This window comes from Actinoplanes sp. NPDC024001 (assembly GCF_040638955.1).
GTDB lineage: Bacteria > Actinomycetota > Actinomycetes > Mycobacteriales > Micromonosporaceae > Actinoplanes.
This window is the reverse complement of sequence record NZ_JBEZZB010000081.1, coordinates 19,435-46,304: the sequence shown is the minus strand read 5'-3', so window position 1 is coordinate 46,304 and position 26,870 is coordinate 19,435. Positions and strand designations below refer to the sequence as shown.

24 protein-coding genes are annotated in these 26,870 nt (G+C 72.6%); 10 read left to right on the top strand and 14 right to left on the bottom strand.

All coding sequences use genetic code 11. The annotated features are described in order from the left end of the window. The coding region (locus tag AB0F81_RS28605) for a hypothetical protein (protein ID WP_360202130.1) at window positions 1-316 on the top strand (316 nt) is incomplete at its 5' end. Between the two features lie 3 nt (window positions 317-319). Here the strand turns inward: AB0F81_RS28605 and AB0F81_RS28600 are convergent. Beyond that, entirely contained in the window at window positions 320-715 is a 396-nt protein-coding gene (locus AB0F81_RS28600) for an RDD family protein (protein ID WP_360202128.1), read from the bottom strand. Between the two features lie 176 nt (window positions 716-891). On the opposite strand from AB0F81_RS28600, the gene glnA reads away from it, so the two are divergent. Both glnA and AB0F81_RS28590 read left to right on the top strand, forming a co-directional pair. Continuing rightward, complete coding sequence (glnA, locus tag AB0F81_RS28595) at window positions 892-2,316, top strand: type I glutamate--ammonia ligase (RefSeq protein ID WP_360202126.1); 1,425 nt, start codon at window positions 892-894, stop codon at window positions 2,314-2,316. 114 nt (window positions 2,317-2,430) lie between these two features. Further along, window positions 2,431-2,688, top strand: a complete 258-nt coding sequence (locus tag AB0F81_RS28590) for a hypothetical protein (RefSeq protein ID WP_360202124.1) — start codon at window positions 2,431-2,433, stop codon at window positions 2,686-2,688. A gap of 248 nt (window positions 2,689-2,936) precedes the next feature. Here AB0F81_RS28590 and AB0F81_RS28585 read toward each other — a convergent pair whose 3' ends face one another. After that, the gene (locus tag AB0F81_RS28585; RefSeq protein WP_360202122.1) at window positions 2,937-3,584 is read right to left on the bottom strand and encodes a YdcF family protein; all 648 of its coding nucleotides are present in this window, start codon (window positions 3,582-3,584) and stop codon (window positions 2,937-2,939) included. Window positions 3,585-3,645: 61 nt separating this feature from the next. Here AB0F81_RS28585 and AB0F81_RS28580 point away from each other — a divergent pair, with 61 nt between their 5' ends. Beyond that, window positions 3,646-6,786, top strand: a complete 3,141-nt coding sequence (locus AB0F81_RS28580) for a BTAD domain-containing putative transcriptional regulator (RefSeq protein ID WP_360202120.1) — start codon at window positions 3,646-3,648, stop codon at window positions 6,784-6,786. Here AB0F81_RS28580 and AB0F81_RS28575 read toward each other — a convergent pair. The 5 genes from AB0F81_RS28575 to mptB form a co-directional block, all read right to left on the bottom strand. Continuing rightward, the gene (locus AB0F81_RS28575) at window positions 6,673-7,425 is read right to left on the bottom strand and encodes an ABC transporter permease (RefSeq protein ID WP_360202132.1); all 753 of its coding nucleotides are present in this window, start codon (window positions 7,423-7,425) and stop codon (window positions 6,673-6,675) included. The genes AB0F81_RS28580 and AB0F81_RS28575 overlap by 114 nt on opposite strands. A 5-nt stretch (window positions 7,426-7,430) precedes the next feature. Next, complete coding sequence (locus tag AB0F81_RS28570) at window positions 7,431-8,369, bottom strand: ATP-binding cassette domain-containing protein (protein WP_360202118.1); 939 nt, start codon at window positions 8,367-8,369, stop codon at window positions 7,431-7,433. A gap of 66 nt (window positions 8,370-8,435) precedes the next feature. Further along, window positions 8,436-10,541, bottom strand: a complete 2,106-nt coding sequence (locus AB0F81_RS28565) for an esterase-like activity of phytase family protein (RefSeq protein WP_360202116.1) — start codon at window positions 10,539-10,541, stop codon at window positions 8,436-8,438. A gap of 10 nt (window positions 10,542-10,551) precedes the next feature. After that, a complete protein-coding gene (locus tag AB0F81_RS28560; protein ID WP_360202114.1) occupies window positions 10,552-11,688 on the bottom strand; it encodes a glycosyltransferase 87 family protein in 1,137 nt (378 codons plus the stop codon). Further along, complete coding sequence (mptB, locus tag AB0F81_RS28555; protein WP_360202112.1) at window positions 11,615-13,018, bottom strand: polyprenol phosphomannose-dependent alpha 1,6 mannosyltransferase MptB; 1,404 nt, start codon at window positions 13,016-13,018, stop codon at window positions 11,615-11,617. Before mptB ends, AB0F81_RS28560 begins: the two co-directional genes overlap by 74 nt. A gap of 57 nt (window positions 13,019-13,075) precedes the next feature. Between mptB and AB0F81_RS28550 the strand changes: the two genes are divergently transcribed. Then, on the top strand, window positions 13,076-14,602 hold the full coding sequence (locus AB0F81_RS28550; RefSeq protein ID WP_360202110.1) for a hypothetical protein: 1,527 nt from the start codon (window positions 13,076-13,078) through the stop codon (window positions 14,600-14,602). Here the strand turns inward: AB0F81_RS28550 and AB0F81_RS28545 are convergent, their stop codons facing one another. Further along, window positions 14,603-14,812 carry a hypothetical protein gene (locus AB0F81_RS28545; protein WP_360202108.1) on the bottom strand — a complete coding sequence of 70 codons (210 nt, stop codon included), beginning with the start codon at window positions 14,810-14,812 and terminating at the stop codon, window positions 14,603-14,605. A gap of 84 nt (window positions 14,813-14,896) precedes the next feature. Here AB0F81_RS28545 and AB0F81_RS28540 point away from each other — a divergent pair, with 84 nt between their 5' ends. Next, a complete protein-coding gene (locus tag AB0F81_RS28540; RefSeq protein WP_360202107.1) occupies window positions 14,897-15,334 on the top strand; it encodes a MarR family transcriptional regulator in 438 nt (145 codons plus the stop codon). On the opposite strand, the gene AB0F81_RS28535 is transcribed toward AB0F81_RS28540, so the two are convergent. Continuing rightward, window positions 15,295-16,806, bottom strand: a complete 1,512-nt coding sequence (locus tag AB0F81_RS28535) for a hypothetical protein (RefSeq protein ID WP_360202105.1) — start codon at window positions 16,804-16,806, stop codon at window positions 15,295-15,297. The two genes, AB0F81_RS28540 and AB0F81_RS28535, sit on opposite strands and share 40 nt — an antisense overlap. Window positions 16,807-17,013: 207 nt before the next feature. Here AB0F81_RS28535 and AB0F81_RS28530 point away from each other — a divergent pair, with 207 nt between their 5' ends. Then, window positions 17,014-17,733 carry a hypothetical protein gene (locus AB0F81_RS28530; protein ID WP_360202103.1) on the top strand — a complete coding sequence of 240 codons (720 nt, stop codon included), beginning with the start codon at window positions 17,014-17,016 and terminating at the stop codon, window positions 17,731-17,733. Here AB0F81_RS28530 and AB0F81_RS28525 read toward each other — a convergent pair. The 3 genes from AB0F81_RS28525 to AB0F81_RS28515 are packed head-to-tail and all read right to left on the bottom strand — an operon-like array spanning window position 17,730 to window position 21,964. Then, on the bottom strand, window positions 17,730-20,717 hold the full coding sequence (locus AB0F81_RS28525) for a bifunctional [glutamine synthetase] adenylyltransferase/[glutamine synthetase]-adenylyl-L-tyrosine phosphorylase (RefSeq protein ID WP_360202101.1): 2,988 nt from the start codon (window positions 20,715-20,717) through the stop codon (window positions 17,730-17,732). The genes AB0F81_RS28530 and AB0F81_RS28525 overlap by 4 nt on opposite strands. Further along, complete coding sequence (locus tag AB0F81_RS28520; protein WP_360202100.1) at window positions 20,717-21,502, bottom strand: type 1 glutamine amidotransferase; 786 nt, start codon at window positions 21,500-21,502, stop codon at window positions 20,717-20,719. The genes AB0F81_RS28525 and AB0F81_RS28520 overlap by 1 nt, the downstream gene beginning before the upstream one ends. A 9-nt stretch (window positions 21,503-21,511) precedes the next feature. After that, window positions 21,512-21,964: a GNAT family N-acetyltransferase gene (locus tag AB0F81_RS28515; protein WP_360202098.1), complete on the bottom strand. Its 453-nt coding sequence runs from the start codon at window positions 21,962-21,964 to the stop codon at window positions 21,512-21,514. 29 nt (window positions 21,965-21,993) lie between these two features. Between AB0F81_RS28515 and AB0F81_RS28510 the strand changes: the two genes are divergently transcribed. Further along, entirely contained in the window at window positions 21,994-23,145 is a 1,152-nt protein-coding gene (locus AB0F81_RS28510) for a low temperature requirement protein A (protein ID WP_360202097.1), read from the top strand. Between the two features lie 376 nt (window positions 23,146-23,521). On the opposite strand, the gene AB0F81_RS28505 is transcribed toward AB0F81_RS28510, so the two are convergent. Further along, window positions 23,522-23,947 (bottom strand): DUF350 domain-containing protein, encoded by a 426-nt coding sequence (locus AB0F81_RS28505; RefSeq protein WP_360202095.1) that lies wholly within the window; start codon window positions 23,945-23,947, stop codon window positions 23,522-23,524. A 177-nt stretch (window positions 23,948-24,124) separates the two neighbouring features. On the opposite strand from AB0F81_RS28505, the gene AB0F81_RS28500 reads away from it, so the two are divergent. Next, on the top strand, window positions 24,125-24,715 hold the full coding sequence (locus AB0F81_RS28500) for an RNA polymerase sigma factor (protein ID WP_360202093.1): 591 nt from the start codon (window positions 24,125-24,127) through the stop codon (window positions 24,713-24,715). A gap of 23 nt (window positions 24,716-24,738) precedes the next feature. Continuing rightward, window positions 24,739-25,407 carry a hypothetical protein gene (locus AB0F81_RS28495; RefSeq protein WP_360202091.1) on the top strand — a complete coding sequence of 223 codons (669 nt, stop codon included), beginning with the start codon at window positions 24,739-24,741 and terminating at the stop codon, window positions 25,405-25,407. An 84-nt stretch (window positions 25,408-25,491) separates the two neighbouring features. Here the strand turns inward: AB0F81_RS28495 and AB0F81_RS28490 are convergent, their stop codons facing one another. Beyond that, complete coding sequence (locus tag AB0F81_RS28490) at window positions 25,492-26,844, bottom strand: glutamine synthetase family protein (RefSeq protein ID WP_360202089.1); 1,353 nt, start codon at window positions 26,842-26,844, stop codon at window positions 25,492-25,494. Window positions 26,845-26,870: the final 26 nt, after the last annotated feature.

Sequence of the window (26,870 nt, the reverse complement as noted above, 5' to 3'; positions counted from 1 at the left end):
CCGGCGCCGGACATGGCGAGGGCGCCGGCGGCCAGCAGCCGGACCCACCGATCGCGTCGCATCCACTCCCCCTCGGTCCCACGGCGATGCCGGCCCTCGGCCGGTCGAGCAGACCTCGCCGTCACGGCCCGGCACGGTCGCGCCTGAGCTGGGCAAACGCCGCCACGGCGGCGAGCCGGCAGCGGCGCGCGAGGCCGACGACATCGTCACCGACACCCAGGCTTTCGGGGTACGCACTCCCGGCGGCGGCGTGGTGACCGGCCGGGAGGAGCCGGGCGCCGAGCCGGAGATCAAGCGCGCGTTCCGGGGGAAGTGATCGTCAGCGGCGCGGCTGGGTGGCCATGATCGAGTGCGCCGCCCGGTCGTGCACGCCGCGGCCCTGACTGTTCAGGATCATCGCGGGGATGAAGAGGCCGAGCAGGACCGCCCGGATCAGGCCGCGCCGCAGGCCGAGCACCCCGCCGTCCGGGTAGGACGCGCAGCGGATGCGCAGCAGCCGCATCCCCGGCGTCTGCCCGAACAGGCCGGCGAAGAACGTGTTCACCACGACCAGGACGAGCACCGCGGCCCAGGGCTTCTCGTTGGGGCTGGCGTAGAGACTCGCGACGAGCAGGCAGAGAACCCAGTCGATCACCAGAGCGGCCAGCCGCGGGCCCAGTCCGGCGGGCTCCAGACCGGCCGGTGCCAGGGGCGATTCGTTCACGGAAGCAGCCACGTCTGCCGAGCGTACGCGATAGGGTCCGGGTGGTCCGCCGACGCCTGCTGCGCGGCGTAACACGACGGAAACAATAGGGATACGCCGGGGCAACTCCGCACCCATAACGTCGCGACCAGCCTTGCCAGGTGGCGGCCCGTGCCGCCCGGTATCGGAAAACTGTGCCAGGAGGACGTGTGTTCGCCAATCCCGAGGAACTCCTGCGATACCTCAAAGACGAGGACGTCAAGTTCGTCGACGTACGTTTCTGTGACCTCCCGGGTGTGATGCAGCACTTCAACATCCCGGTCGAGTCGTTCGACGACAGTGTGGTCACCGACGGCCTCGCCTTCGACGGATCCTCGATCCGCGGGTTCCAGGCCATCCACGAGTCCGACATGATGCTGCTCCCGGACGTCGCGACCGCGTTCGTCGACCCGTTCCGGATCCAGAAGACCCTCGCGCTGAACTTCTTCATCCACGACCCGTTCACCCGCGAGGCCTACTCGCGTGACCCGCGGAACGTGGCGAAGAAGGCCGAGGCGTTCCTCGCCTCCAGCGGCATCGCCGACACCGCCTACTTCGGTGCCGAGGCGGAGTTCTACATCTTCGACTCGATCCGCCACGAGACCTCCGCCCACCAGTCGTTCTACTACATCGACTCGATCGAGGGCGCCTGGAACTCGGGCCGCGAGGAGCCGGGCGGCAACCTCGGTTACAAGACCACCTTCAAGGGCGGCTACTTCCCGGTCTCGCCGGTCGACCACTACTCCGACCTGCGCGACATCATGGTCCGCAAGCTGATCGACACCGGCTTCACCGTCGAGCGCTCGCACCACGAGGTCGGCACCGCCGGCCAGGCCGAGATCAACTACAAGTTCTCGACCCTGCTGCACGCCGGCGACCAGATGCAGCTGTTCAAGTACATCATCAAGAACACCGCGCGGGCCGAGGGCAAGACCGTCACCTTCATGCCGAAGCCGCTCTTCGGTGACAACGGCTCCGGCATGCACACCCACCAGAGCCTGTGGCTGAACGGCGAGCCGCTGTTCTACGACGAGACCGGCTACGCCGGCCTGTCCGACATGGCCCGCTGGTACATCGGCGGCCTGCTGCACCACGCGCCGTCGCTGCTCGCGTTCACCAACCCGACCGTCAACTCGTACCGGCGCCTGGTGCCCGGCTACGAGGCCCCGGTCAACCTGGTCTACTCGCAGCGCAACCGCTCCGCCTGCACCCGAATCCCGGTGACCGGCAGCAACCCGAAGGCCAAGCGCGTCGAGTTCCGCGTGCCGGACCCGTCGTCGAACCCGTACCTGTCGTTCTCGGCCCAGATGATGGCCGGCCTCGACGGCATCAAGAACAAGATCGAGCCGCCGGCTCCGATCGACAAGGACCTGTACGACCTGCCGCCGGAGGAGTGGGGCAACGTCAAGCAGGTGCCGGGCTCGCTCGACGCCGTGCTCAACTCGCTCGAGGCCGACCACGAGTACCTGACCGCGGGCGGCGTCTTCACCGAAGACCTGATCTCGACGTGGATCGACTACAAGCGCACGAACGAGGTCGACCCGGTCCGCCTGCGGCCGACCCCGCACGAGTTCGAGATGTACTACAACGTCTGACCGGCGTCCCGAACGGCGGTCACGCCCGGCACCGGCCGGCCGTGGCCGCCGTTTCGTGTATGCCCGGCAGGTTCTGCCACTGCGGGATCGCGCTCTTCGGGTTTGACTGTCTGCATGACTGACAGCGAACTTACGGACCTGCGGCATCAGGCCGCGCAAGGAGACCGGGACGCCATCGATCAGCTGGTGGAGCTGGCGGCCGAGCGGGGTGACTTCGACGAGCTTCGCCGCCTCGCCGAGGCCGGCAGCAGCGACGCCGTGGATGTGCTGGTCGAGCTCGCCGGTGAGCGCGGCGACACGGCCGAACTGCGCCGCCTCGCCGCCGCCGGGAGCAGTGATGCCGCCGAGGTGCTCGCGGAGCTCGAAGACTAGAGACTCTCCGGGGGTCGGGCTGCGGCGGCTGGCCCGCAGTGCTCGCTCGCTCCGGCGCTCCCGCACGACACTGGCCGCCAGCCGACCGACCCGGCTGACGCACAGCGCTCGTCCAGCGGGCGAAACACGACACTGGCCGCCAGCCGACCGACCCAGCTGACGCACAACGCCCGTCCAGCGGGCGATAGGCGACACTGGGCGTCAGCCGAGAATGGCTGCGGCGGGCAGGTCCCGACCGCGGAGGCTGTCTAGTGGTAACCGCGTTTGCCGAGGCGGCGGGCCGTACCCCAGAGGAGCTCGGCGCGGTGCGTGGCGGCGGCGATCGCCGCCGCCGGGTCGGCCGGCAGGCGGGCGCTGATCAGTCTGCTGACCGGTACTGCGAGCGGGTTCTCCCGGGTCGCGTCCGCCGCGGGCACGACTACGCCGAGGTAGGCCCGGCGCAGCGTGCGCGGAGCGATCACCGACAGGATCCGGCGCAGGTGGCCGCGCTGGGCCACGACGGCGACCGGGCGGTCGTCGCCGAAGTGCCCCTCGTGCTCGGCGCGGAGCAGGTTGGTGACGGTGTCGACGGAGTGCCGCTCGACACGGATGACCGCCTCCGGGATCCCCGCGGTGAGCAGCCAGGATCGCATCAGGTCCGCTTCCGGCACACCCTGGAAGGTCTCGCCGGCGACCGTCCACGGTCGACCTTTGCCGTCGATCGGCGACTTGTAACCGGAGCAGACGATCACCCCGGGCAGACCGGAACGATGCAGTTCGGCGGCCTGCCGGCAGCGGTCCGCCCCGCCGGGGTTGAGGCCGGCGCCCTCGCTGTCGCGGCCGTGGCCCGGCACGAGGATGTGCGCGACGTCGGCGAGCGTCAGACCGGCCGTCCCGGGCAGCACGTCGAATCCCACAGTTGATCAGTCTGCCAACGGGCGCGGAAAGGTGATTGCGCGGCGCGGCAGAATCGGGCCTGTGGACATCGCAGTGCTGGGGCCGGTCGAGCTTCGGGCCGGCACCGGGGAGGTCGTGCCCGTCACCGGCGCGCGCCTGCGTACCCTCGTCGTCCTGCTCGCTCTCGATGCCAACCGTGCTGTTCCGGCCGGCCGGTTGATCGACGGGGTGTGGGGTGACGCGCCGCCCGCCGGCGCGCCCAACGCCCTGCAGGCGCTGGTTTCCCGGCTTCGGCGCGCCGCGCCGGAGTTGCTCGTGGAGGCCGCGCCGGCCGGCTATCGCCTGGTCATCGATCCGGACCGGGTCGACGCGCACCGGTTCACCCGGCTGGCCGCCGCCGACCCCGGCGCCGCGCTCGCGCTCTGGCGCGGCGACCTGGACTTCCCGGAGGTGGCGCGGGCCGAGGCGGTGCGGCTGGAAGGGCTGCGGCTGAGCGCGTCCCGCGCCCGGCTCGCCGCCGAGCTGGCTCACCGTGACGTGGTGCCCGAGCTGGAGTCGCTGGTCGCGGCGCATCCTTTGGACGAAGCCCTGGTCGCGCTGCTGATCCGGGCGCTGCGCCGGGCCGGGAACCCGGCCCGGGCGCTGGCGGTTTTCGAGGCCGCCCGGCGCCGGCTCGCCGATCAGCTGGGTGTGGATCCCTCCGACGAGCTGGCCGGGCTGCACCTGGAGCTGCTGCGCGATCAGCCGGCCGTCCGGCGCGGAAACCTGCCGGCCGAGGTGAGCAGTTTCGTCGGTCGCGGCGCTGACGTGCGGGCGGTGCGCGAGCTGGTCGGCGGGCACCGGCTGGTGACGCTGACCGGTCCGGGTGGCAGCGGCAAGACCCGCCTGTCGGTCGAGGCCGGCGCCCGGCTGCCGGGTGAGGTGTGGCGGGTGGAGCTGGCGCCGGTGCGCGATCCCGCCGAGGTCCCGCAGGCGGTCCTGAACGCGATGGAGATGCGCGGCCGGGTGACCATCGCCGGGGTGGTCGAGTCGCTGTCCCCGCTGGCCCGGCTGCGGGACGCCCTGGCCGGCCGGGAGCTGCTGCTGATCCTGGACAACTGCGAACATCTGATCACCGCCGCGGCCCAGCTGGCGGACGCGCTGCTGCGGGCCGCTCCCGGTCTGCGCCTGCTCGCCACCAGCCGGGAGCCGCTGGGCATCCCGGGTGAGCGGATCTTCCCGGTGGAGCCGCTGGCCCTGCCGCCGGCGGGCGCCGATCCGGGGGTGGCGACCGGCTTCCCGGCCGTACGGCTGCTGCTCGACCGGGCCCCCGGCGTCGAGCTGACGGCGGCGAACGTCGAGCCGGTCGTGCGGGTCTGCCGTGCCCTGGACGGGATGCCGCTGGCGATCGAGCTGGCGGCGGCACGGCTGCGTACGCTCCCGGTCGCTGTCCTGGCCGACCGCCTGGCCGACCGGTTCCGCCTGCTGACCGGCGGTAGCCGGGCCGCGCTGCCCCGGCATCAGACGCTGCGCGCGGTGGTGGACTGGAGCTGGGAGCTGCTCAGCGCACCGGAGCAGCGGCTGTGGCGCTGGCTCGCGGCCTTCCCGGGCGGCGCCGACGTGACCGCGGCCGAGCAGGTCTGCGGGTCCGATCTGGACCTGCTCGGCGCGCTGGTGGACAAGTCGCTTCTGGTGCTGGGCCCGGACGGCCGTTACCGGATGCTCGAGACGATCCGGGAGTACGGGCTGGAGCGTCTCGCCGAGGCCGGCGAGACCGAGGAGTGCCGCCAGGCGCTCACCGGTCATCTGCTGGCGCTGGCCCGGGAGGCCGAGCCCCGGCTGCGCCGGCCCGAGCAGCTGACCTGGCTGCGCCGGCTGGACGCCGAGCACGACAACCTGCACGCCGCGGTCCAGGGTGCGATCACCGCCGGCGACAAGCGCACCGCCGCCGCTCTGGTCGCGTATCTGGGCTGGTACTGGTGGTTGCGCGGGCACCGGACCGAGGGCGCCCGGCTGTGCACCGCGGTGACCGCGATGCCCGGTGACGCGGACCGCGAGGAGCTGGCGCTGGTCCACACGTTCGCGGGGCTGAACGGCGTTGAGGGTGAGCTGGACGCGGACGCCGCACTCGGCGCGTTCCGGGCCGCGCAGCGGCTGGTCGCGGGGACCCCGGCCGCGCATCCGGTGCTGCGGTTGTTGCGCCCGCTGGCGGCGGTGTTCGCCGGGCCCGCCGAGTTGGCCGCCTTCTGCGGCGCCGAGGCGCTGCACCACGACGACGACCCGTGGCTGCAGGCGGTCGGCAAGATGATCACCGCGCACGTACGCCTCAATTTCGGCGGCAGCGCGGTCGACGCCGAGACCGAGATGAACGACGCGCTCGCCGGTTTCCGGCAGGTCGGCGAGCGCTGGGGCATCGGTTACACGCTCAGTGCCCTGGCCGATCTGGCCGCGGCCCGGGGCGCCTACCGGCCGGCGGCGGCGTGGCAGCGGGAGTCGCTCGACCTGGCGGTGGAGATGGGTTCGCGGGAGGATCTGCCGCAGCTCGCGGTGAAGCTGGCGGACGCGCTGCGGCTGGCCGGCGAGCACGCCGAGGCGCGTCGCGCCCTCAAGCTCGCCGAGCGGTACGCCGAGGAGGCCGGCCTGCCCGCGCTGATGGCGACGGTGCACCACGGGTACGCGACGATCGCCCGTGCCGACGGTGACCTGACCGAGGCCCGGGAGCGGATGGCCCAGGTGCTGCGGCTCATCGACCGGGCCACGGTCGCCCCGCAGTTCCGGGCGACGGCCCGCAGCACGCAGGGGCTGATCGAGGGCGCGGCCGGGAATCTGCCGCTGGCCCGGCGGCGGCACGAGGACGCGCTGCGGACCGCGGTGGCGTCACGGGACTCCCCGGTGATCGCCATCGCGCTGACCGGCCTGGCCGACCTGGCGATGCGCGAGGGCGATCCGGCTCGGGCCGCCTTTCTGCTGGGTGCGGCGGTGTCGGTGCGCGGTTCGCGGGACCGGTCGGTGCCGGACTTCGACCGGATCGCCCGCGCGGCCCGCGACGCGCTGGGCGACGCGGGCTTCACGGCGGCGCACCGGCGCGGTGACGGGGTCACCATGGCCACGGCCTGGACGGCCGGCGGGTCAGACGCGCCGCTGGAAGGCCCGGATGGAGAGCGGGGCGAAGATCACCAAAAGGATCGCGCCCCAGATCAGGGACTGGGTGACCGGTCCGGCGACCGGCCCGCCGTTGAGTAGCCCGCGGGTCGCGTCGGCGAGGACCGACACCGGGTTGACCCGCACCCAGGCCTGCAGCCAGCCGGGCATGGTGTCGGTGGGTGCGAAGGCGTTGCTGGCGAAGGTGATCGGGAAGATCAGCACGAACCCGAAGATCTGCACCTTCTCCGGTTCGCTGACCACCATCGCCACCAGCACCGACATCCAGGACGCGGCGAAGCCGACGGTGAGCAGCAGCGCGTAGACGCCGAGCACTTCGAGCGGCCCGGTGACGATCCGGAAGCCGAGCAGCATGCCGACCCCGAGCAGCAGGCTGACCGCCCACGCCTGCTTGATCAGGTCGGCGACGATGCGGCCGGCCAGCGGGGCGAAGCGGGCGATCGGCAGCGACCGGAGCCGGTCGAAGACGCCCTTGCTGATGTCGGTGTTCAGGCCGACCCCGGTGTTCAGCGTGGCGAACAGCAGGTTCTGCACGATGATGCCGGGCAGGGCGAAGGTCAGGTACTCGCCGGGCGAGTCGGCGATGGCGCCGCCGAAGATGTAGGTGAACAGCAGCAGGAACATGATCGGCTGCACGCTGAAGTCGATCAGCTCGAACGGGTTGTGCTTGATCTGCACCAGGCTGCGCCAGGCCAGCGTCGCGGTGTTGCGCAGGGCCATCGTGCTCACGAGCGGGCTCCCGTCAGGGTGAGGAAGACCTGGTCGAGGCTGGGGCTGCGCAACGCGAGCTCGGCGACGGTCAGGCCGTGCTCGTCGAGGTCGCGGACCAGCTTGGCGAGTGTGCCGGGGTCGGCGACGGCCGCGGTGACGACCTCGCCGGCCACGTCGACCGGCCCGGACGCCACCCGGGCGACGGCGTTCTGGATCGCGACGAGGTCGCCGGGCCGGGCCGCGCGCACGGTCACGGTCTGCGCGCCGGTCCGCGACTTCAGCTCGGCAGGGGTTCCGGAGGCGATCGTCCGGCCGTGGTCGATCACCACGATCTCGTCGGCGAGCTGGTCCGCCTCGTCCAGGTACTGGGTGGTGAGCAGCACCGTCGTGCCGTCGGCGGCGAGGCCGCGGACGATGTCCCACACCTCGTTGCGGCTGCGCGGGTCGAGGCCGGTGGTCGGTTCGTCCAGGTAGAGCAGGCGGGGCCGGCCGACCAGGCTGGCGGCGAGGTCGAGGCGGCGGCGCATGCCACCGGAGTACCGGCCGGCCGCCCGGCCCGCGGCGTCCAGCAGGTCGAATCGCGCCAGCAGCTCCCGGGCCCGGGCGCGGGAGGCGGCGCGGGAGAGTCCGAGCAGGCGACCGATCATGATCAGGTTCTCGGTGCCGGTCAGGGTCTCGTCCACCGAGGCGTACTGGCCGGTGAGGCCGATCAGCGCGCGGACCTGGTGGGCCTGCCGGACGAGGTCGAGGCCGCCGACGAGGGCGCGCCCGGCATCCGGCCGCAGGAGGGTCGAGAGCACGCGGACGGCGGTGGTCTTGCCGGCCCCGTTCGGGCCGAGCAGGCCGAGCACGGTGCCGGCCGGTACGGCCAGATCCACGCCGTCCAGGGCGGTGGTCTCGCCGAAGCGTTTCACCAGCCCCTCGGCCTGGATCGCGATGTCGTCAGATCTCATGCCGCCACTGTGGGCGGACCCGCTGACACGGCGCTGATATCGCGATCAGCGCCGTGTCAGCCTCGATCAGAGCAGGCGGCCCAGGTTCAGGAAGACGGTCTCGCCGGTGGCGTCGTCGAGGCCGTCGTTGTCGGTCACGGCGTAGGTGCGGCCGTCGCCGGCGATCGCCAGGCCCTCCACCTTGTCCTGCACCCAGCCGCCGTCCGCCTTGAGCAGCGGCAGCAGGTCCTTGACCAGCTTCTTGCGCACCGTCGGGGTGCCGGTCCAGGTGGCCGGGACGTCGAACGTGTAGATCTTCTTGATCGCCGCGAGCGGGCCGCGCTGGTTGTCCCGCTCGATCACGGCGAACGTGTTCGCGTCGACGGCGACCAGCTCGGACAGGCCGACCCAGCCGGCCGGTGCGGTGTCGAGCGGGTAGAGCAGCCACGACCAGGTCTTGGTGACGGTGTCGTAGCGGCCGATCCGGGCGGTGTTCGCCGGGTCGCCCTTGATGGCGCGCTGGACGGCCACCCAGACGGAGGTGCCGACCTCGGCGATGCCCTCCAGGCCGTTGCTGGTGATCGCGGCCGCCACGTCGGCCGGTAGCGGGATCTCCTCCTGCACCTCGGCGCGGGCGTTCAGCCGCACCAGCAGCTCGGAGCCCTCGACGGCCAGCCAGTATCCGCCCTGCTTGCGCACGACCAGGCCTTCGGCGTCGTAGCCCACGGGCGCTCCGTCCTTCGTGACCGTGAGGGCGGAGTCGATCACCCCGCCGGTGGACAGCCCGAGGATCCGGGTCGGCGTGTAGACCGCGTCGGTCACCGAGGCCAGCCGGTCGCGACGGCCGGGCACCGCGGAGAGCGCGGAGAGCGCGCCCCACGGAATGCCCTTCTTGGAGACCAGCTGCGACGGCGAGCCGGCACCGAGACCGAAGACCTGGACGGTGCCGCGGATGCCGATCGACGCGTCCTCCTCCTCGCTGGAGACCACGACCAGGCCGCGGGACGGCACGGCGACCACGCCCTCCGGCCCGTTGGTGGTCGGCAGCAGCTGCTGGAAGCGCGGCTTGACCGGGTTGGAGACGTCGTAGACGGCGGTGAAGTTGCCCCGCTCCGAGTTCACGAAGACGTACGGCACCTTGCCGATGCGGGCGAACGCCACGTTCTCCGGCTCGATGCCCTTGGCGTCGGAGCGCTTGTCCGGGTAGTGCCCGTGCGCGACGGCGATGCGCTCCAGGGTGTTGCCGGCGTCCCAGACGACCTTGCCGCTCCGGCTGAAGATCGACCAGCCGCGCGAGCCGCCCTCGTAGTCGCCCTCGTTGGCGGCGGCGAACAGGTCGTCGGTGATCCAGGCGACGCCGTCCGGCTCGCGCTTCGCGGTGATCGTGCCGGTCGGCGAGATCTGGTCGTCGTCGAGAGTGTCGACGCCGCTGACCTTGACGCTTCCGGCGGAGAAGTCCGAGATCACGGTCTTGGACCGCAGCGAGACCACGGCGAGGTGGTTGTTCTCCTGCAGCGAGACGACCGCCTCGTCACGGGAGTTGACGCTGACGTACTCCGGCTCCGGGTCGGTCGGCGCGACGTCGGACAGCCCGGACAGGGAGACGCGCGACACCTTCCAGGACCGGGTGTCGATCACGGCGAGCCAGCCGGCCGGCGCCTGCGGGACGGCCCCGTCGTTGACGTCCTCGTCCCGCTCGTTCTCGATGGCGACCGCGACGTAGCGGCCGCTCGGCGCGACGGCGACCGAGTCGGGCTGGCCACCGAGGTCGATGTCGCGCAGAACCTTGCGGGTCACCGAGTCGATCACCAGGAGCTTGCCGGACGGATCGGTGAAGCTCGCCCGGGTGTTCACACCGGCCAGCAGCAGCCGGCCCAGGTGCGCCACCGAGGTGGGCTCGCCGCCGACGGCGAGCGTGCCGGCCGCGGCCGGGCGGGCCGGGTCGGTGATGTCGACGAAGCCGAGGCGCTTGCCCGGGCTGTCGGTGTAGACGACCGTGCGGCCGTCCTCGGTGACGGTGGAGATCTCGGCGGCCGCCGTGTCGTCGACCGACGAGTTCAGATAGGCCGGGAACGTGGCGAGCCGGTGGAACGAGTCGGCGCGGCCGTGCGCGGCCGCCGCGGCGGGCACACTGCCGACCGCGGCCAGGGCCACGACGGAGACAACCGCCGAGGTGGAACGGCGTAGAGACATGCGCCTCTGACTACGCGATGATCTTGTCCGGTTCGTGGACGTCAGACGAACGGCGGGTGCCGAGAGGTGTCCAGACCAGCAGAGCCAGGCTGAACCAGACATAAATGTTGGCGCCGAGCAGCTCCAGGGGCGGACGCGGCCGTTTCTCCCAGAGCCAGGTGAGGCGCGACGTCATCAGGACGTAGGCCGAGATCGCCAGGTAGGGCCGGCCGGCGTCCAGGCAGCGGATCAGCGCCGGGATCAGCCAGACACAGTGGTGGATCCAGGTGACCGGGCTGATCAGGCAGCCCAGCACGCCGGTCAGGGCCAGCCCGCCGAGCACGTCATCCGGCGCCCGGGACACCCGCCAGGCCCAGAACCCGAGCGTCGCCAGGACGCAGGCCAGCCACACCGCCGACTCGACGGTGTCGATCGGCAGGCGCGCCAGGAACCCGCGTTCGGACTGGTTGGAGAGGTAGTAGAGCAGCCCGACCCGGTTGGTGTCCCACAGCGCGGAGGTCCAGAACTCGCGGGACTGGTCCACGAACAGCGCCCCGGCCAGCAGCGTGGCGCCGGCCGCGGCGCCGATCGCGGTGGCTGCCGCCCGCCACCGCCGGGTGACCAGCAGGTACAGGATGAAGACGCCGGGAGTCAGCTTGATCGCCACGGCCAGGCCGATGCCCACCCCGGCCCACCGGCGGTTGCGCGCGACGCCGAACAGCATGTCCGCGGTGACCAGGGCGAGCAGCAGCGTGTTCACCTGGCCGAAGGTGAACGTCTCGCGGACCGGCTCGAAGCTCAGCGCCAGGCAGAGCGCGACGGCGAAGGCGAACCACGGCGTCCAGCCCTTGCGGCGGATCATCGGCCCGGCCAGCCACCAGACCAGCAGGCCGGTGGTGACCACCGTGCCGAGGCAGGCGAGCACCACGACCGCGGGGAACGGCAGGTACGCCATCGGCAGCATGACCAGCCCGGCGAACGGCGGGTAGGTGAAGCCGTACGGGGTCTCCGGCCGCATCCAGTCGTAGACCATCCCGCCGTCGCGGAACCAGTACTGGATCGCGCCGTAGTAGACCTTGGAGTCGAAGTACTCGTTACGCCTCGCGGCGAGATAGATGATCCCCACCGTGATCACGGCGAGGCCGGCGACTGTCCCGAAACGCTTCATGCAGCACTTTCCACGCTAGATAACCGGCGAGCACGGTCATCACGACCGCGCCCTGCGCCCTGGTCACGAGGGCCAGGTTGTATCCGTCCGGCAGGCAGAGCGCGGACACCACCGCGCACGGCGCCACCAGCCAGAGTGTCTCCCGGCGCACGGTCGCGGCGAGCACGGCGAGCGGCCACAGCGCGTACCAGGGATGGAAGACCGGGGCGAGCAGCACGGTGGCGGCCAGCGCCAGACCGGCATGGTGCAGCGGGTCGCCGCGCCGCGCCCGCAGCCAGAGCACGACCAGCACCGGGACCAGCACGACCAGGCCGACGACCCGGGTCACCGGCACCGCGTGCGGCACGCCGAGCAGCTCCAGGGTCAGCCCGGCCGCGGTGGGCGGCGCGGTCCACTGCACCGAGGCGCCGCTGCCGGCCAGGCCGGTCACCCAGCCCAGCCCCAGGCCGGAGCCGAACGAGACGGCCGCCAGCGCGGCCGCCGCTCCCCCGGCCACCACCGCGCCGGCTCGCCACCAGCGGGCCGGGAACATCAGGACGGCGAAGGGCAACACCACCGCGGCGGTCGCCTTCACCCCGACGGCCAGCCCGAGCAGGGCGCCGGCGAGCAGCATCCCGCGTACCGAATCGCCGCCCGCGGCCACCGTCAGGCCGGCCAGGATCAGCGCGATCATCACCGCTTCGTTGTGCGCCCCGGAGATCAGGTGGATCGGCACCAGCGGGCAGGCCAGCACCAGCCAGACCGCGCGTGCGGGCGGCACACCGGCCCGGCGCGCCAGCACCGGCAGGCACCAGCCGATCACCGCGACGCCGAGCACGGCGATCAGCCGCAGTCCGGCGACGGCGCCGGTCAGCGAGCCGCCCAGCTTCGCGGCGGCCGCCGCGAGCACCAGGAACACCGGGCCGTAGGGCGCCGGCGCGTCACGCCAGGTGGGTGCGACGGCGTCGGCCCAGGGACACCCCAGAAGATCAACCCCGCCGGCGTACGGGTCCAGCCCCGCCGCCTGCTGCCAGCCCTGACAGGCGTACGAGTAGACGTCGTAACTGCCCAGCGGAAGGAACGGGAGCAGTGGCAGCGCCCACAGCCCCGCCGTCACGTAGGCCCACCGCAGCGACGGCACCACCCGCCGCCCGGCCCACCAGGCGCCGATCAGCAGCAGCGTGCCGAACAGCCAGGCCAGCGGCAGCAGCAGCCCGTCACGTCCGGCGAAAATCGTGCGGGGCGTCACCGTGGGTTCCCACGGGTTCGTCGCGCCGCCCCGCCAGGCCGCCACCGCCAGCAGCAGAGTGCCTGCCAGCCCCGCATATCGGACGAGGAACGGTCGGGGCATGGCGACGACCCTACCGTGACAGGCTGCAACCACTGGCGAACCGGTACTGTCGGCGGGATGTGGGCCCGGCACCGGCTGGAATGGAGCACCGCGCTGGTGGCGGTGGTCCTCGGCGCCGTTTACCTGCTGCTGCCCCCGATGGGTTCCGACCTGGCCGCCCAGGTGGCCCGGGCCGGCTTCTTCGCCGAGCACGGCCTCACCCCGGTCGACCTGCGGTGGTACGCCGGGGTCGAGCAGTTCGGCTACAGCCTGGTATCGCAGCCGGTGATGGCCCTGCTTGGGGTACGGGTCACCGGAGTGCTCACCCTGATCGCCGGCCCGGTGCTGCTGGCGGTGCTGTTCCGGCGTACCGGCGCCGCCCGGCCGGCACTCGGCGCGGCCCTGGGGCTGGCCGGTTTCGCCGGGAACCTGGTGAGCGGGCGCGTCACGTACGGCCTCGGGGTCTGTCTGGGGATCGCCGCGCTGGTGCTGCTCACCGTGCCGCGGCTGCGCCGCCTCGCGGCGCTCGCCGCGTTCCTCGCCTCCGCGACCAGCCCGGTCGCGGGCCTGTTCACCGGCCTGGCCGGGGTGGCCCTGCTGCTCAGCCGCCGGGTCGGTGACGGCCTGCTGCTCGCCGTGCCGGCGGCCGTTCCGCTGGCGCTGACCGCGCTGCTGTTCGGTGACGGTGGGTGGATGAACATCAGCCGCACCGACACCGTGCGCGCGGTGCTGACCGGCGTGGTGGTGGCGGTGTTCGTGCCGCTGCGCCCGGTCCGGATCGGCGCGCTGCTCGCCTCGGCGGGCGTGCTGGCCGCGGCCCTGATCCACACCCCGGTCGGGCTGAACGCGACCCGGCTGGCCGTCATGTTCGGCTTGCCGGTGCTGGCCGCCTACGCGGTGCTGCCCCGGGTGCGGGTGCTGCTTCCGCTGCTGCTCACGGCGGTCTTCTGGTGGCAGCCGCCGGTGGTTCTCGACGACGTGCGCGACATCGGGAACCCGACCGCCGATCCCGCCTATTTCGCGCCGCTGCGCGACCGGCTCGCCGCCGAGCGGCTGACCGGGCGGGTGGAGATCCCGCCGACCCGGGCCTACTGGGAGGCGGCGCACCTGGGCGACGTTCCGCTGGCGCGGGGCTGGCTGCGGCAGGCCGACATCGACCGCAATCCGCTCTTCTTCACCACGGTGCCGGGCGCCGCGGGCACCGGGGTGGAGCTGACCGCTTCCGCCTATCGGGTCTGGCTGGACGAGCAGGCGGTGCAGTTCGTGGCCGTCCCGGACGCCGAGCTGGCCTGGCCGGGGCGGAAGGAGGCGGCCATGGTGACGGCCGGCCTGCCGTACCTCTCGCTGGTCTGGTCGGACGCGCACTGGCGGCTCTACGCGGTGGCCGATCCGCGGCCGATCGTCGCCGCCCCGGCGACGCTGGTCCGCCAGGACTCCGCGAGCGTGGTCTTCGACGCCCCGGCCGCCGGCGAGATTCCGGTGCGCGTGCGCCACCACCGCTGGTTCACCGTCTCCGGCGGCGCCACCGTCACGGCCGACGGCGACTGGACCGTCGTCCGGGTGCCCGCGGCCGGGCGATACACCCTGACCAGCACCCTGTTCTGATCAGCCGGCGCGCTGGGCCTCGCGGGCGGCGCGCTTGCGCTCGCGCTGTTCGCGGGTGTAGCGCTTGCGGTTCTCCAGATCGCGTTTCCACTGCTCCCGGGCGAACTCGTCGCAGCCCTGCACCGCGCCCTTGGTCTGCGCCGGGCCGATCATCGAGCGGAACAGCCAGTCGTCGAACGTCCGGTGGAACCAGTCTGAGAACTTCGACACAGCGCACTCCTCCGAAGGTTTGCGGGCCAATGGTTGGTGCCCCAACTATTGGTAGAGTAACCGTCGACCTGAGGAGATTCGCAAGTGAGTGATCCGGTCGACGATCCGCTGGCGCTGGAGCAGCAGGTCTGCTTCGCCCTGTCGGTGGCCGCCCGCAGCGTGGTGGCGATCTACCGTCCGCTGCTCGAGCCGATGGGCCTGACCCACCCGCAGTACCTGGTGATGCTCGCCCTCTGGCAATACGCTCCGCTGTCCGTGCGCCGCCTCAGCGAGCTGCTCCAGCTCGACCCGGGCACCCTCTCGCCGCTGCTGAAACGCCTGGAGGCGATCGGTTACCTGCGGCGGGAGCGGGATCCGCAGGACGAGCGGAGCCTGGCGATCACGCTGACCGAGCGCGGCCGGGCGCTACGGGCCGAGGCGGAGAAGATCCCGCCCGCCGTGGTGGACCGGCTCGGCATGCCGATCGAGGAGCTGCGGACCGTTCACGAGGCGTTGACCCGGGTGATCGCCGCGGCCCGCTGAGAGACGATCGGCGCGGCGGCCCCGGTCGCGAGCTCGGTGGCGCCCACCCCGCTCGCGGAAAGGAATTCATAAATCGCCTCGGTGGCCCGCCGATCGATCAGCCGCCGGTATTTCTCGGCGTCCAGCCGCTGCAGATAATTCGCGAATCCGGTTCGCGCCGCCAATTCCCGGACGTCCCACGGGGCGCCGCATTCGTGCGGCCGGCCGCGGCGCAGGGCGGCCGCTCTCCCGAGGGCGCGGACCAGCCGTAGCGGGGCCAGGCCGACCGCCGGCATCAGCCGGATCGCCGCCTCGCGCAGCGCCATCGCCCGCCGGTCGCCCCGGTCGTAGGCGTCGATCTCCCGGTAGCGCCGCCGGATCGGGGCGAGGACCGCGCAGACCACCTCGACGTAGAGCATCCCGCCCTCGACCGCCACGTGCACGAACGTGGAGACGACCGCACCCTGGCACTCGGCGGCGCCGACCGAGGCGCGCAGGAAGTGCCGGCCCTCCGGCCGCGGCGCGCGGATGACGCTCTCCACCGCCTCCGGCGCGGCATGCGAGTACGGCACCCCGCACCCCTCGTCGATCAGCCATCGCGCCCCCGGCGAGACGACCAGGTCCCGCAGCTGCAGGCCGGTGATCCGCTCGTGCTCGGGCAGGTCCCGCGAGCGCAGCCCGGCGAGCCGGCGCCGCAGGTGACCGACCAGCTCGACCGGGTCGATCGGGACGTAACGCACACCGACCGGCCGCCCGCTGCCGTTGAGCAGCGGCTCCCGGTCCTCCACCGGCTTGAGCTCGGTCGCCAGCGACCAGGCGCCGACGGTCTCGCCCGCGCCGACGAACGGGTCGTACCCGGCATGCAGCAGGATGTTGCCGTGCTGGGCGGTGTCGATCACCCGCAGGCGCTGCTCCACCTCCTCGACCCGGCTGACGGCCGGGCCCTCCGGCTCCCCGGCGATCGTCATGATCATGCGGTAGCGCGACCAGGTCAGGGCGGCGAGCACCGCGACCACGACGACCAGCACACCGCCGACGAAGACGGTCACGCCACTGCCCGGCTCGGGCGCGTAGCGGTAGTAGAGCGCCAGCGCCCCGGCCATCAGCGCCAGGCCGGCCAGGATCGCCCACCGGCGGTACGCGGCCGGCGCCGAGAGGATCAGCGCCCAGCCCAGGCCGGCGACGACCAGGGTGGCCGTGGCCGCGGTGAAGACCACCAGGCCGAGCAGCAGGATCGCGGTGACCACGGCGTTCTGCGCCAGCCAGAGCCGGCGGGCCCGCAGGCAGTGCCGGATCACCGTGGTCAGGTCGTAGCCGAGCGACGGCGGGACGGCCCGGCGGCGGTCCGCGACGAAGCGGTCCACCACGGCGGCGGCGTACCACTCGTCGAGATAGGCGGCGCCGCTCAGGTAGCGGGTGGCCGAGGAGATCCGGGCGGCCGGGTCGCGAGCGGCGCCGTCGCCATGGCCGAACAACGATTGCTGAGACATCATGAATCAATTCCGCATTCGGCGGCGAGTGGGCAGAACCGAAGCTACGGCCATTTCCAGCCGGGCACGTAATGCCGGAACACAAATCAGCTGTTAATCCGTCACCCGGGTCGGACGATCGGCGGAAATCGTTGGCCGGAGGGGACATTACGGGGGACGAGACATGGCGATTCACTGGATTTCCGGCAAACCCACGGCGAGGACGGTCGGATGTGGATCTGCGGCAACTGCGGCGAGTGGAATGCCGATGCGCCGGACGGGTGCGAGGTGTGCGGGCATCCGCGGGCGGTCCGGGCGTCCCACCCGTACCCGGATCCGGAGGTGGCCTGGATTCCGGAAGCCGCGGATCCGCCTGAACCCGGACGCGGCCGGCGCCTCGTACCCGCGCTCCTGATCGTCGTGCTCGTCGCCGCGCTGGCGACAGCCGGCGTGCTGGCCGGGCCGCGGCTGCTGAGCTCGCCCCCGGACCGGGCCGCGAAAGAGGTCCGGCCGGTCGTGCCGACCACGGAGAACACCACCGTGAGCCGCCTCGTCACCGTGGACGCGGCGGTCACCGATCCGCGCGCCCCGGCGATCGCCGCGATGTTCGAGACCTACTTCGCCGGGATCAACGAGAAGGACTACGCGGCGGTGGCCGAGGTGTTCGACCCGGCCGGCGCGTTCGACCCGGGCGACCCCGAGCAGATGGCCGCGTTCTCCGACGGGACCGCCACCACGGTGGACTCCGACGTGCTGCTCGCCGGCGTCACCGACCTCGCCGACGGCCGGCTCCGGGCAGACGTGACGTTCCGCAGCGAGCAGGAGGCCGGCAACGGCCCGCCCGGCCGGCTCGCCGAGACCTGCACCCGGTGGCGCGTGGGATATGTGCTGAGCAGGGCGGACGACGAATACCGCATCTTTCGCGGCAAGGGCGTCTCCGAGCCCTGCTAGGACTCCAGGACCCGCTCCATGGCCGCCCGGGACCGCCGGCCCAGCCGCAGGTAGCGGTCGACGAACTCGCCGGGGTCGCCGCCGCCCAGCAGCAGCACCGTGCCCGCCAGCTCGGAGCCGTGCCGGGGCAGCTGGTCGGTCGGCCGGCCGCGGACCAGGGTGAGCGCGTTGCGCACCTCCGCGGCCAGGGTCCAGCCGGCCGCCATCGCATCGGCGTCGGCCGGGTCCACCAGGCCGGCCCGCGTCTCCGCCTCGAGCGCCTCCAGCGTCGAGGTCTTGCGCAGTTCCGGCTCGGTGTGTGCGTAGCGCAGCTGGAGCAGCTGGACCGCCCACTCCACGTCGGCCAGGCCGCCGCGGCCCAGCTTGGTGTGCGTGTTCGGGTCCGCGCCGCGCGGCAGCCGCTCGGTCTCCACCCTCGCCTTGATCCGCCGGATCTCCACGATCTGCTCCCGGCTCAGGCCACCGCCGGGATAGCGGACGCCGTCGGCGAGAGCCTCGAACTCCGCGCCCAGCGAGGCGTCGCCGCAGATGAACCGGGCCCGCAGCAGCGCCTGCGACTCCCACACCTTCGACCAGCGCGCGTAGTACTGCTGGTACGCCTGCAGGCTGCGGACCAGCGGTCCCTGCCGGCCCTCCGGGCGCAGGTCGGCGTCGACGCCGAGCGGCGGGTCGGGCGCCGGCGCCCCGAGCAGCCGGCGCAGCTCCTCGGCGATCGCGTGCGCGGCGGCGCTGGCCTCGTTCTCCGGCGTGCCGGCCGGCGGCTCGTAGACGAACAGCACGTCGGCGTCGGACGGGTAGCTCATCTCGTAGCCGCCGAGCCGGCCCATCCCGATGATCGCGAACCGCAGGCCGGGCGGTCCCGGCTTGACCCGGCGGGCGATCTTCAGCGCGGCGCCCAGCGTCGCGTCGGTCACGTCGGACAGGGCCACCCCGATCGCGCCGATCCCGAGCGGCTGCGCCGGGGCCAGGTCGCCGCCGTGGCGCAGGATGTCGGCGCAGGCCAGCCGGAACAGCTCCCGGCGGCGCAGCGCCCGGACCGCGCCGATCGCCTGGACCGGGTCCGGATGCCGCTCGCCGGCCGCCGCGAACCCGTCGAGCAGCTTCTCCCGCGAGCGGGGCTGCAGCTCGGTGTCGTCGGCGAGCAGGCGCAGCGCCTCCGGGTCGCGGGTGAGCAGGTCGGTCGCGTACCGGGACAGGCTCAGCACCCGGGCCAGCCGGCGGGCCACCGGACCGCCGTCGCGCAGCAGCCGCAGATACCACGGGGTGCTGCCGAGCTTGTCCGACACGTGCCGGTAGTTGAGCAGGCCGCGGTCCGGTTCCGGGGAGTCGGCGAAGTCCTGCAGCAGCATCGGCAGCAGGGTCCGCTGGATCGCCGCGGTCCGGGTCACCCCGCCGGTGAGCGCCTCCAGGTGCCGCAGCGCCGCGGCCGGGTCGGCGAAACCGAGGATCTCCAGGCGTTTGCGGGCCGACTCCGGGGTCATCCGCAGCTCCTCGGCGGGCACCCGGGCGACCGCCTCCAGCAGCGGTTGGTAGAGCAGCTTCACGTGCAGGCGGCGGACGTTCGCGGCGTGGCCGATCCAGTCCGAGCGGAAGGCCTCGACCGCGTCCTGGCCGGGCATCGCCGTGTAGCCGAGGGCGGCGGCGAGCCAGCGCAGCCCACCCGGGTCGTCGGGCACCGTGTGGGTCCGTTTGAGCTGCTGCAACTGCAGCCGGTGCTCGACGCCGCGCAGGAAGCGGTAACCACGCAGCAGGGTCTCGCCGTCCTGGCGGCCCACGTAGCCCCCGGAGACCAGGGCGCGCAGCGCCGGCAGGGTGCCCGGCGCGCGCAGCGTCTCGTCCACCCGGCCGTGCACGAGCTGCAGCAGCTGCACCGCGAACTCGATGTCCCGCAGCCCGCCCGGCCCCCGCTTGATCTCCCGGTCCAGCTCCTTCGGCGGCACGTTGTCGATGATCTTGCGACGCATGTCGCGGACGTCGGCGACCGCCTCGGGCCGCTCGGCGGCGTGCCAGACCAGCGGCGCCAGGTCGGCGATCCACTCCTGCGCCAGTGCCAGGTCACCGGCGGCCGGGCGGGCCTTGAGCAGCGCCTGGAACTCCCAGGTACGCGCCCACCGCCGGTAGTAGGCCTGGTGGCTGGCGAGGGTGCGGACCAGCGGGCCGCGGCTGCCCTCCGGGCGCAGCGCCGCGTCCACCGGCCAGGCGACCAGCCCGCAGATCTCGATCAGCCGGGCCGCGATCGTGGTCCCCGCGGTCAGGTCCTCGTCCCCGGCGGCCACGAAGATCACGTCGACGTCGGAGACGTAGTTGAGCTCGTTGCCGCCGCACTTGCCCATCGCGACCACGGCGAGACGCGGCTCCGGCGTGCCGGCGGGCAGGTCGGTTACGGCTATCGCGTAGGCCGCGGCCAGCGTCTCGTCGGCCAGCCGGGACAGCGCGGCCATGGTCGGCTCCAGGCCGCGGCCGCCGGTCAGGTCGGCGGCGGCGATGCGCAGCAGCGAGATCCGGTACGCCTTCCGCAGCGCCGCGACGGTCGGCGTGTCGTCGAGATCCGCGAGCCGCCCCTCGGCGTCCGGTGGCATCCCGCTGCGGCTGGTGGCGAGGGTGCGCCACTCGTCCGGGTTGGCCACCAGGTGGTCGCCGAGCGCCGAGGAGGCGCCCAGCACAGCGAACAGCCGGCGCCGCAGGCCGTGGTCGAGGTGCAGGGAGTCGAGCAGCTCCTCGGTGGCCGCGTTGGTGACGATCGACCCGGTCGGGCGGGCGCCACCGGCCCGGCCCACCGACTCCACGATGCGGTGCAGCTGACGCAGGGCCAGGTTGGGGTCGGCGGCCTTGGAGAGCGCGTCCAGCACGTCGGCGGCCCGGCCGTCCACCGGGCCCGGCGTCTCCGGGTCCCACAGCCCCAGCCCGCCGGGGCCGAGCAGGTCGGCGGCGCGGGTCCCGTTGTCGGCGAACCCGTATCGGGCGAGGCGGGTGGGCCTGGTCATCACTGCCCCAGCAGGGGAAGGGTCCGGCCGGTGCCGGTGTCCGGGATGTCGGCGTCCGGCAGGGTGCCGAGCGCCAGCGAGGCGAAGCGGACCGCGAACGGCTGCCAGACCTCCTCCACGTCGGCGAGGACCGCGGCGACGGCGGCGGCCACCACCTCCGCGTCGTAACCGAGCTCGTCCAGCTCGGTCGCGCCGATCCGGGTCCAGTCGGCGAACATCTCGGCGTCGCACTCGATGTGGAACTGCACGCCCCAGGCCCGGTCGCCGATCCGGAACGCCTGGTGCGGGTAACGGCTGGAGGCGGCGAGCAGCACCGCGTTCAGCGGCAGCTCGGTGATCTCGTCGCGGTGCCACTGCACCACGTCGGGCAGCAGCGGCACCCACTTGAACAGCGGGTCGGTGTCGGCCGCGTCCCGCTTGCCGACCAGCCCCGGCCCGATCTCCGGGCCGTTGGTGCTGCGCTCGACCAGGCCGCCGTGCGCCGAGGCCAGCAGCTGGCCGCCGAGGCAGATCCCGAGCGTCGGCACCCGGTGCCGGACCGCTTTGCGCAGCAGACCCTCCAGCGCCGGGAACCAGGGCGCGCCGGGGCTGCCGGCGGCGTCCGGATAGGCGCTCTGGTCGCCGCCGAGCACGATCAGCGCGAGGAAGCCGTCGAGGGTCTCCGGCAGCGGATCGCCGGCGAACGGCCGGAGCACGGTGACCTCCAGCCCGGCCTCGGCCAGCCAGTCCCCGAGCCGGCGGAGATCATCGGTGGGGTCGTTCTGGATGACGAGTGCGGTGGCCACGTGTCGAGGCTAACTGGTGGCGGGCGTCCAGCGGGCGATCACCTCCTCGCCGTCGGTCTCGCCGGTCTCCACGAAGCCGAGCGACAGGTAGAGACGGCGGGCCGCCTCGTTGGCGGGCTGATAGCTGAGCGCCACGTTCGGGGTGCCCGGCTCGGCGATCAGCCGCTCGCGCAACTGGCGGATCATCGCCGTGCCGATGCCCTGCCCCTGGTGCTGCGCGTCCACCACGACACCGCCGATCCAGCGGCTGCCGTCGTCGTCGACCCCCCACATGGCGAAACCGACCACCGCGCCGTCCCGGGTGACCGCCAGCGGGTTCCAGGTGTCGCCGTAGTTGCACAGGCAGAGGTAGTAGGTGACCTCGGCCACGAAGTCCCGCTGAGCAGGCTGGACCGTGAGCGCGGCGCAGTCACGCCAGTTGTTTGCGGTGACCGGCTCGAGCCGGATGCCATCGACAGCCATCTGATGATCTTGGCATAGGCTTTCCGGTCATGGCCCAGCAGTCCGCCGGCATCCGGGTGTCCACCCTGGAGCTGTTCTTCGATCTGGTCTTCGTCTTCACCGTGATGCAGCTCAGCGAGACGCTCTACGACGACCTGTCGCCGGGCGGGCTGCTCGACGTGGTGCTGATCCTCGCGGTGCTCTGGTGGATGTACTCGGGTTACGCCTGGCTCACCAACGCGGTGGCCCCGACCAGCACCACCCGGCGCACCCTGCTGCTGGCCGGCATGTCCGGGTTCCTGGTGATGGCGCTGGCCATCCCCGAGGCGTTCGGCGACTACGGCTGGATCTTCGGCATCGCCTACGTGGTGGTGAACGTGGTCCACTCGGTGCTCTTCCTGAACGCCGGCCCCGGCGCGGTCCGGATGATGCGCACGCTCGGCCCGCTCAACCTGCTCGCCGCCGGCCTGGTCCTCACCGGTGGGCTGCTCCCCGAGCCGTACCGGCACCTGTGCTGGATCGCCGCCCCGCTGGTGCAGATCAGCGGCGGTTATCTGCACGCCATCGAGATGCACGCGATCGCGGCCGCCCACTTCGTCGAACGCCACAGCCTCGTCATGATCATCGCCATCGGCGAGTCGATCATCGCGATCGGTCTGGGTTTCCGCGAGGTCCGCCTCGACGGCGGCGCCGTCCTGGTCGCCGTGCTCGGCCTGTGCATCGCCTACTACCTGTGGTGGTGCTACTTCGCCGGCGACGACAAGCGTTCCGAGGAGGTCCTGGCCCACGTCACCGACACCCGCCGCCGCAGCCGGCTCGCCCTCAACGCCTGGGGTTACGGCCACGTGCCGATGCTGCTCGGCATCGTCGTGCTGGCCGTCGGCATCAAGAAGACCGTCGGCCACGCCTTCGAGCCGCTCCACTGGGGCCCGGCCGTGGCCCTCAGCGGCGGCGTGGCGCTCTACCTGCTCGGCCACGCCGTCTTCCTGCGCCTGCTGCACCTGCCCGGCGCCGTCTACCGCCTGGCCACCGCCGCCGCGGTCCTCGCCACCGTGCCCCTCGGGCACACCGTCGCGGTGGCCCAGCTCGTCGCGATCCCCCTGCTCATGGCCGCCGGCGCGATCGCCGAAGACCTACCCCGCATCCGGCGCGACGGCATGGCCGCCGCCATCGGCGACTTCGGCCGAACCGAAACCCATTAACCCCATCATCGGTACGCCTACCACGCCCGCCGAATCACAACGCCCGTGCCTGCACCGCGACCTGATCAGCACACCGGGCCCCAACGCGACCGCCGGGCTCACCCTCACCCCACGCATCAACCCCCAATGCCACTCCCCCAAGTTGATCTTCCAGCAGGGTGTGCCCTCCCGCGGTTGCTCACCGTTACTGCGCGAGTGGAGCGCCGGAGGGAGGACGTGGGTAGCAGGCTGTGGCAGGGCGGCCGCTCGGCCGAGGTGGGCGGCGTCGCCGTTCTAAGGCGGCGGCGGGGCCCATAGGGGCACGCGGGCCGCGATGGTGCTCAGGCCGTACCGGGAAGGAACGCGCCTCGGAGTGAGGCGCGCTCCCACGCCGGTGTCAGGAAATGCAGGCGCAGACGATCAGGGCCGCGCCGAAGTGCGAGGCCGCGCTGACCATCGCGCCGCCGTGGCGCTCCGGTGTGCAGATGACCTCGCCGAGCTTGCCCGGCGTCATCCAGTCGAGGACCAGGAAGGCCAGGCCCATGATGCCGATGCCGACCAGGCCGAACAGCACCGTGGAGGCGAGCCCCTCGCCGAACGAGTCGTAGCTGGTGAAGATCGCGGTGAACACGATCGCGGCGATGCCGAGCTGGTTGGCGGCCAGTAACAGTGAAGCGTTCGGGTTGCGCTCGACGAAGATCAGGTCTTTCAGCTTGCCCGGCGTGAGCAGGTCGACCAGCACATAACCGACGGCCATCAAACCGATGCCGATCAGCCCGAACACGATGCTTCGCCCGGCGCCCTCCAGCAGATCTTGAAGCACGGCCTCTCCCTTGTCGCGTGATGTCAGGTCCAGACCGTATCGGAGACGATCTAGCACGTCGATCGGACGTCGCCCTGTCACCCGATGTTGCGGTGACACTTTTCCGTCCGTAGGCGCTGTAACTCAAGGAGCCCGCGTCTGTCGCGGGCCCGCCGGCGAGACGCGCGGAGGTCGCGGATGGTGGCACCGGAGGACCCGGACGCCCTGGTGCGCGCCGCCCGGTCCGGCGACGAGGACGCGTTCCGGCTGCTCTACCGGCGGCAGCAACCGGCCCTGCTGCGCTACCTGCGGGTGCTGGTCGGCGACGACGCCGAGGACGTCGCCTCTGAGGCGTGGCTGCAGATCGCCCGGGATCTGCGCTCGTTCTCCGGCGACTGGGACGGCTTCCGCGGGTGGACGGCGACGATCGCCCGGCACCGGGCGATGGACCTGTTGCGGGCGCAGCGGCGCCGCCCGCAGGTGAGCGCCCCGCTGGAGCAGCTCGACGAGGTGAGCGCGGGCGACGACACCGCCGACCGGGCTCTGGAGCTGGTCACCACCGACGCCGCGATAGCGCTGATCGCGTCGCTGCCGCCGGAGATGGCGGAGGCCGTGATGCTGCGGGTGGTGGTCGGTCTGGACGCCCGCCGCACCGGCGAGATCCTGGGGCGCCGGGCCGGGGCGGTGCGCACCGCGGCCTACCGCGGGCTGCGGCAGCTCGCCCAGCGGGTGGCCGCCCGGGATCCGGTGACATCTTCGCCGGGCCCGGCGCTGAGGGAGATGAGATGACCGGCGCGGGAGGAGGCAGCGGCATGGACCGGGAAGACCTGGACGGGGTACGGCCGATCGTGCTGCCACCCGGGCATCCGCTGAGCGAGGTGCTGGCCGCGGCGACCGCGCCGGGCACCGCGCACGAGCTGGCCGGTGAGGAGGCCGCGGTGGCCGCGTTCCGGGCTGCCGCTCCGGGCCGGGTGGGCGGCGGTTCGTGGCCGGCCCGGCTGTTGACGTTGAAGCTGGCGGCGGCCGCGCTCGCCACGACGGTGACGGTCGGCGGCATGGCGCTGGCGGCGAACACCGGCGCCCTGCGCGAGCCGGCCGGTCCGCCCGCGCCGGTGGCCTCGACCGCGGTGGTGCCCTCGACCGCGGTGGTGCCCTCGACCGCGGTGGTGCCCTCGACCGCGGTGGTGCCCTCGACCGCGGTGGTGCCCTCGACCGCGGTGGTCAAGCCTTCGGTCACCCCGCCGCCCGCGTCGCCGAAGCCCACCGCGTCACGCAAGTCCGCGGCGCCGAGCCGTACGCCGGGCTGCCCGCGACGATCCACCGACGTCCGCCGCGACCGGCGCTGGGACCGGGACCGGCGGGAACCCTCCTGCCGGGACCGGCACCGCCGGGAGCGGCGTTCCTACCAGCACAGACCGGCATCCGGTGAACTGTTTCATGGGGAACGGGCGGTTCATCGGATGCCATCCCGGGTCGGCTGACAACGGGGTGCCCCCACCCCAGCGCAGGCAGCCGAACCGGTCGGGCGGCGGTGGCTCATCGGTCCGCCGCCGCCCGGCGCCCGGTTACAGCGCGCCGAGGTAGCGCTGCCGCTCGTACGGCGTGACCTCGCGGCGGAACTGCTCCCACTCGGCGCGCTTGTTGCGCAGGAAGAAGTCGAAGACGTGCTCGCCGAGCACCTCGGCGACCAGCTCGGAGCCGGCCATCACGTCGATCGCCTCGGACAGGTTCTCCGGCAGCGCGTCGTAACCCGCGGCCTTGCGCTCGGCGGGCGACAGCGACCAGACGTCGTCCTCGGCGCCGGGCGGCAGCTCGTAGCCCTCCTCGATGCCCTTGAGGCCGGCGCCCAGCATGACCGCGAAGGCGAGGTACGGGTTGGCGGCGGAGTCGATCGAGCGGACCTCGACCCGGGCCGAGCTGGGCTTGCCGAACGCCGGCACCCGGACCAGGGCGGACCGGTTGAGGTGGCCCCAGCAGACGAACGCCGGGGACTCGGTGATCCGGTCCGGCAGCTGCAGCGGGAAGAGCCGCTTGTAGGAGTTCACCCACTGGTTGGTGATCGCCGTGTACTCCCGGGCGTGCACCAGCAGGCCGGCGATGAACGCCCGCGCGGTCTTGGACAGCCGCTGCGGGTCCTCGCTGTCGAAGAAGGCGTTGCGCTCACCCTCCATCAGCGACAGGTGGGTGTGCATGCCGGAGCCGGGCTGATCGGTGTACGGCTTCGGCATGAAGGTGGCCCGCACCCCCTGGGAGAGCGCCACCTCCTTGACCACGTGCCGGAACGTCATGATGTTGTCGGCCGTGGTGAGGGCGTCCGCGTAGCGCAGGTCGATCTCCTGCTGGCCGGGCGCCACCTCGTGGTGGCTGAACTCGACCGAGATGCCGATCCGCTCCAGGGCCAGCACGGCCTGCCGGCGGAAGTCGCGGGCCACGGCGTGGGTGGTGTGGTCGAAGTAGCCGCCGCTGTCGACCGGCACCGGCACCGAGCCGTCGTTCGGCCCGTCCTGGACGAGGAAGAACTCGGCCTCGGGGTGGGTGTAGAAGGTGAAGCCCTTCTCGGCGGCCTTGGCCAGCGCCCGGCGCAGCACGTGGCGCGGGTCGGCCCAGGCGGCGCTGCCGTCGGGGAGCAGGATGTCGCAGAACATCCGCGCGCTCTCGCCGCTGGCGCCGCCCTCGAACGGGAAGACCTGGAAGGTGGTGGGGTCGGGCATGGCGACCATGTCCGACTCGTAGACCCGGGCGAAGCCCTCGATCGCCGAGCCGTCGATGCCGATGCCCTCCTCGAAGGCGGACTCGAGCTCGGCGGGCGCGACCGACACGCTCTTCAGGGTGCCCAGCACATCGGTGAACCAGAGGCGGACAAAACGGATGTCGCGCTCCTCGAGCGTGCGAAGCACGAACTCCTGCTGTCGGTCCACTGCCACCCCTCGTGTGCCGGTGTCGA

Coding starts and splice junctions, on each gene's coding strand:
- AB0F81_RS28590 (WP_360202124.1), top strand. CDS start 2,431: ATGACTGACAGCGAACTTACGGACCTGCGGCATCAGGCCGCGCAAGGA.
- AB0F81_RS28565 (WP_360202116.1), bottom strand. CDS start 10,541: ATGTCTCTACGCCGTTCCACCTCGGCGGTTGTCTCCGTCGTGGCCCTG.
- AB0F81_RS28500 (WP_360202093.1), top strand. CDS start 24,125: ATGGTGGCACCGGAGGACCCGGACGCCCTGGTGCGCGCCGCCCGGTCC.
- AB0F81_RS28495 (WP_360202091.1), top strand. CDS start 24,739: ATGGACCGGGAAGACCTGGACGGGGTACGGCCGATCGTGCTGCCACCC.
- AB0F81_RS28525 (WP_360202101.1), bottom strand. CDS start 20,717: ATGACCAGGCCCACCCGCCTCGCCCGATACGGGTTCGCCGACAACGGG.
- AB0F81_RS28535 (WP_360202105.1), bottom strand. CDS start 16,806: ATGATGTCTCAGCAATCGTTGTTCGGCCATGGCGACGGCGCCGCTCGC.
- AB0F81_RS28575 (WP_360202132.1), bottom strand. CDS start 7,425: ATGGCCCTGCGCAACACCGCGACGCTGGCCTGGCGCAGCCTGGTGCAG.
- AB0F81_RS28515 (WP_360202098.1), bottom strand. CDS start 21,964: ATGGCTGTCGATGGCATCCGGCTCGAGCCGGTCACCGCAAACAACTGG.
- mptB (WP_360202112.1), bottom strand. CDS start 13,018: ATGCCCCGACCGTTCCTCGTCCGATATGCGGGGCTGGCAGGCACTCTG.
- AB0F81_RS28530 (WP_360202103.1), top strand. CDS start 17,014: ATGTGGATCTGCGGCAACTGCGGCGAGTGGAATGCCGATGCGCCGGAC.
- AB0F81_RS28550 (WP_360202110.1), top strand. CDS start 13,076: ATGTGGGCCCGGCACCGGCTGGAATGGAGCACCGCGCTGGTGGCGGTG.
- AB0F81_RS28510 (WP_360202097.1), top strand. CDS start 21,994: ATGGCCCAGCAGTCCGCCGGCATCCGGGTGTCCACCCTGGAGCTGTTC.
- AB0F81_RS28560 (WP_360202114.1), bottom strand. CDS start 11,688: ATGAAGCGTTTCGGGACAGTCGCCGGCCTCGCCGTGATCACGGTGGGG.
- AB0F81_RS28570 (WP_360202118.1), bottom strand. CDS start 8,369: ATGAGATCTGACGACATCGCGATCCAGGCCGAGGGGCTGGTGAAACGC.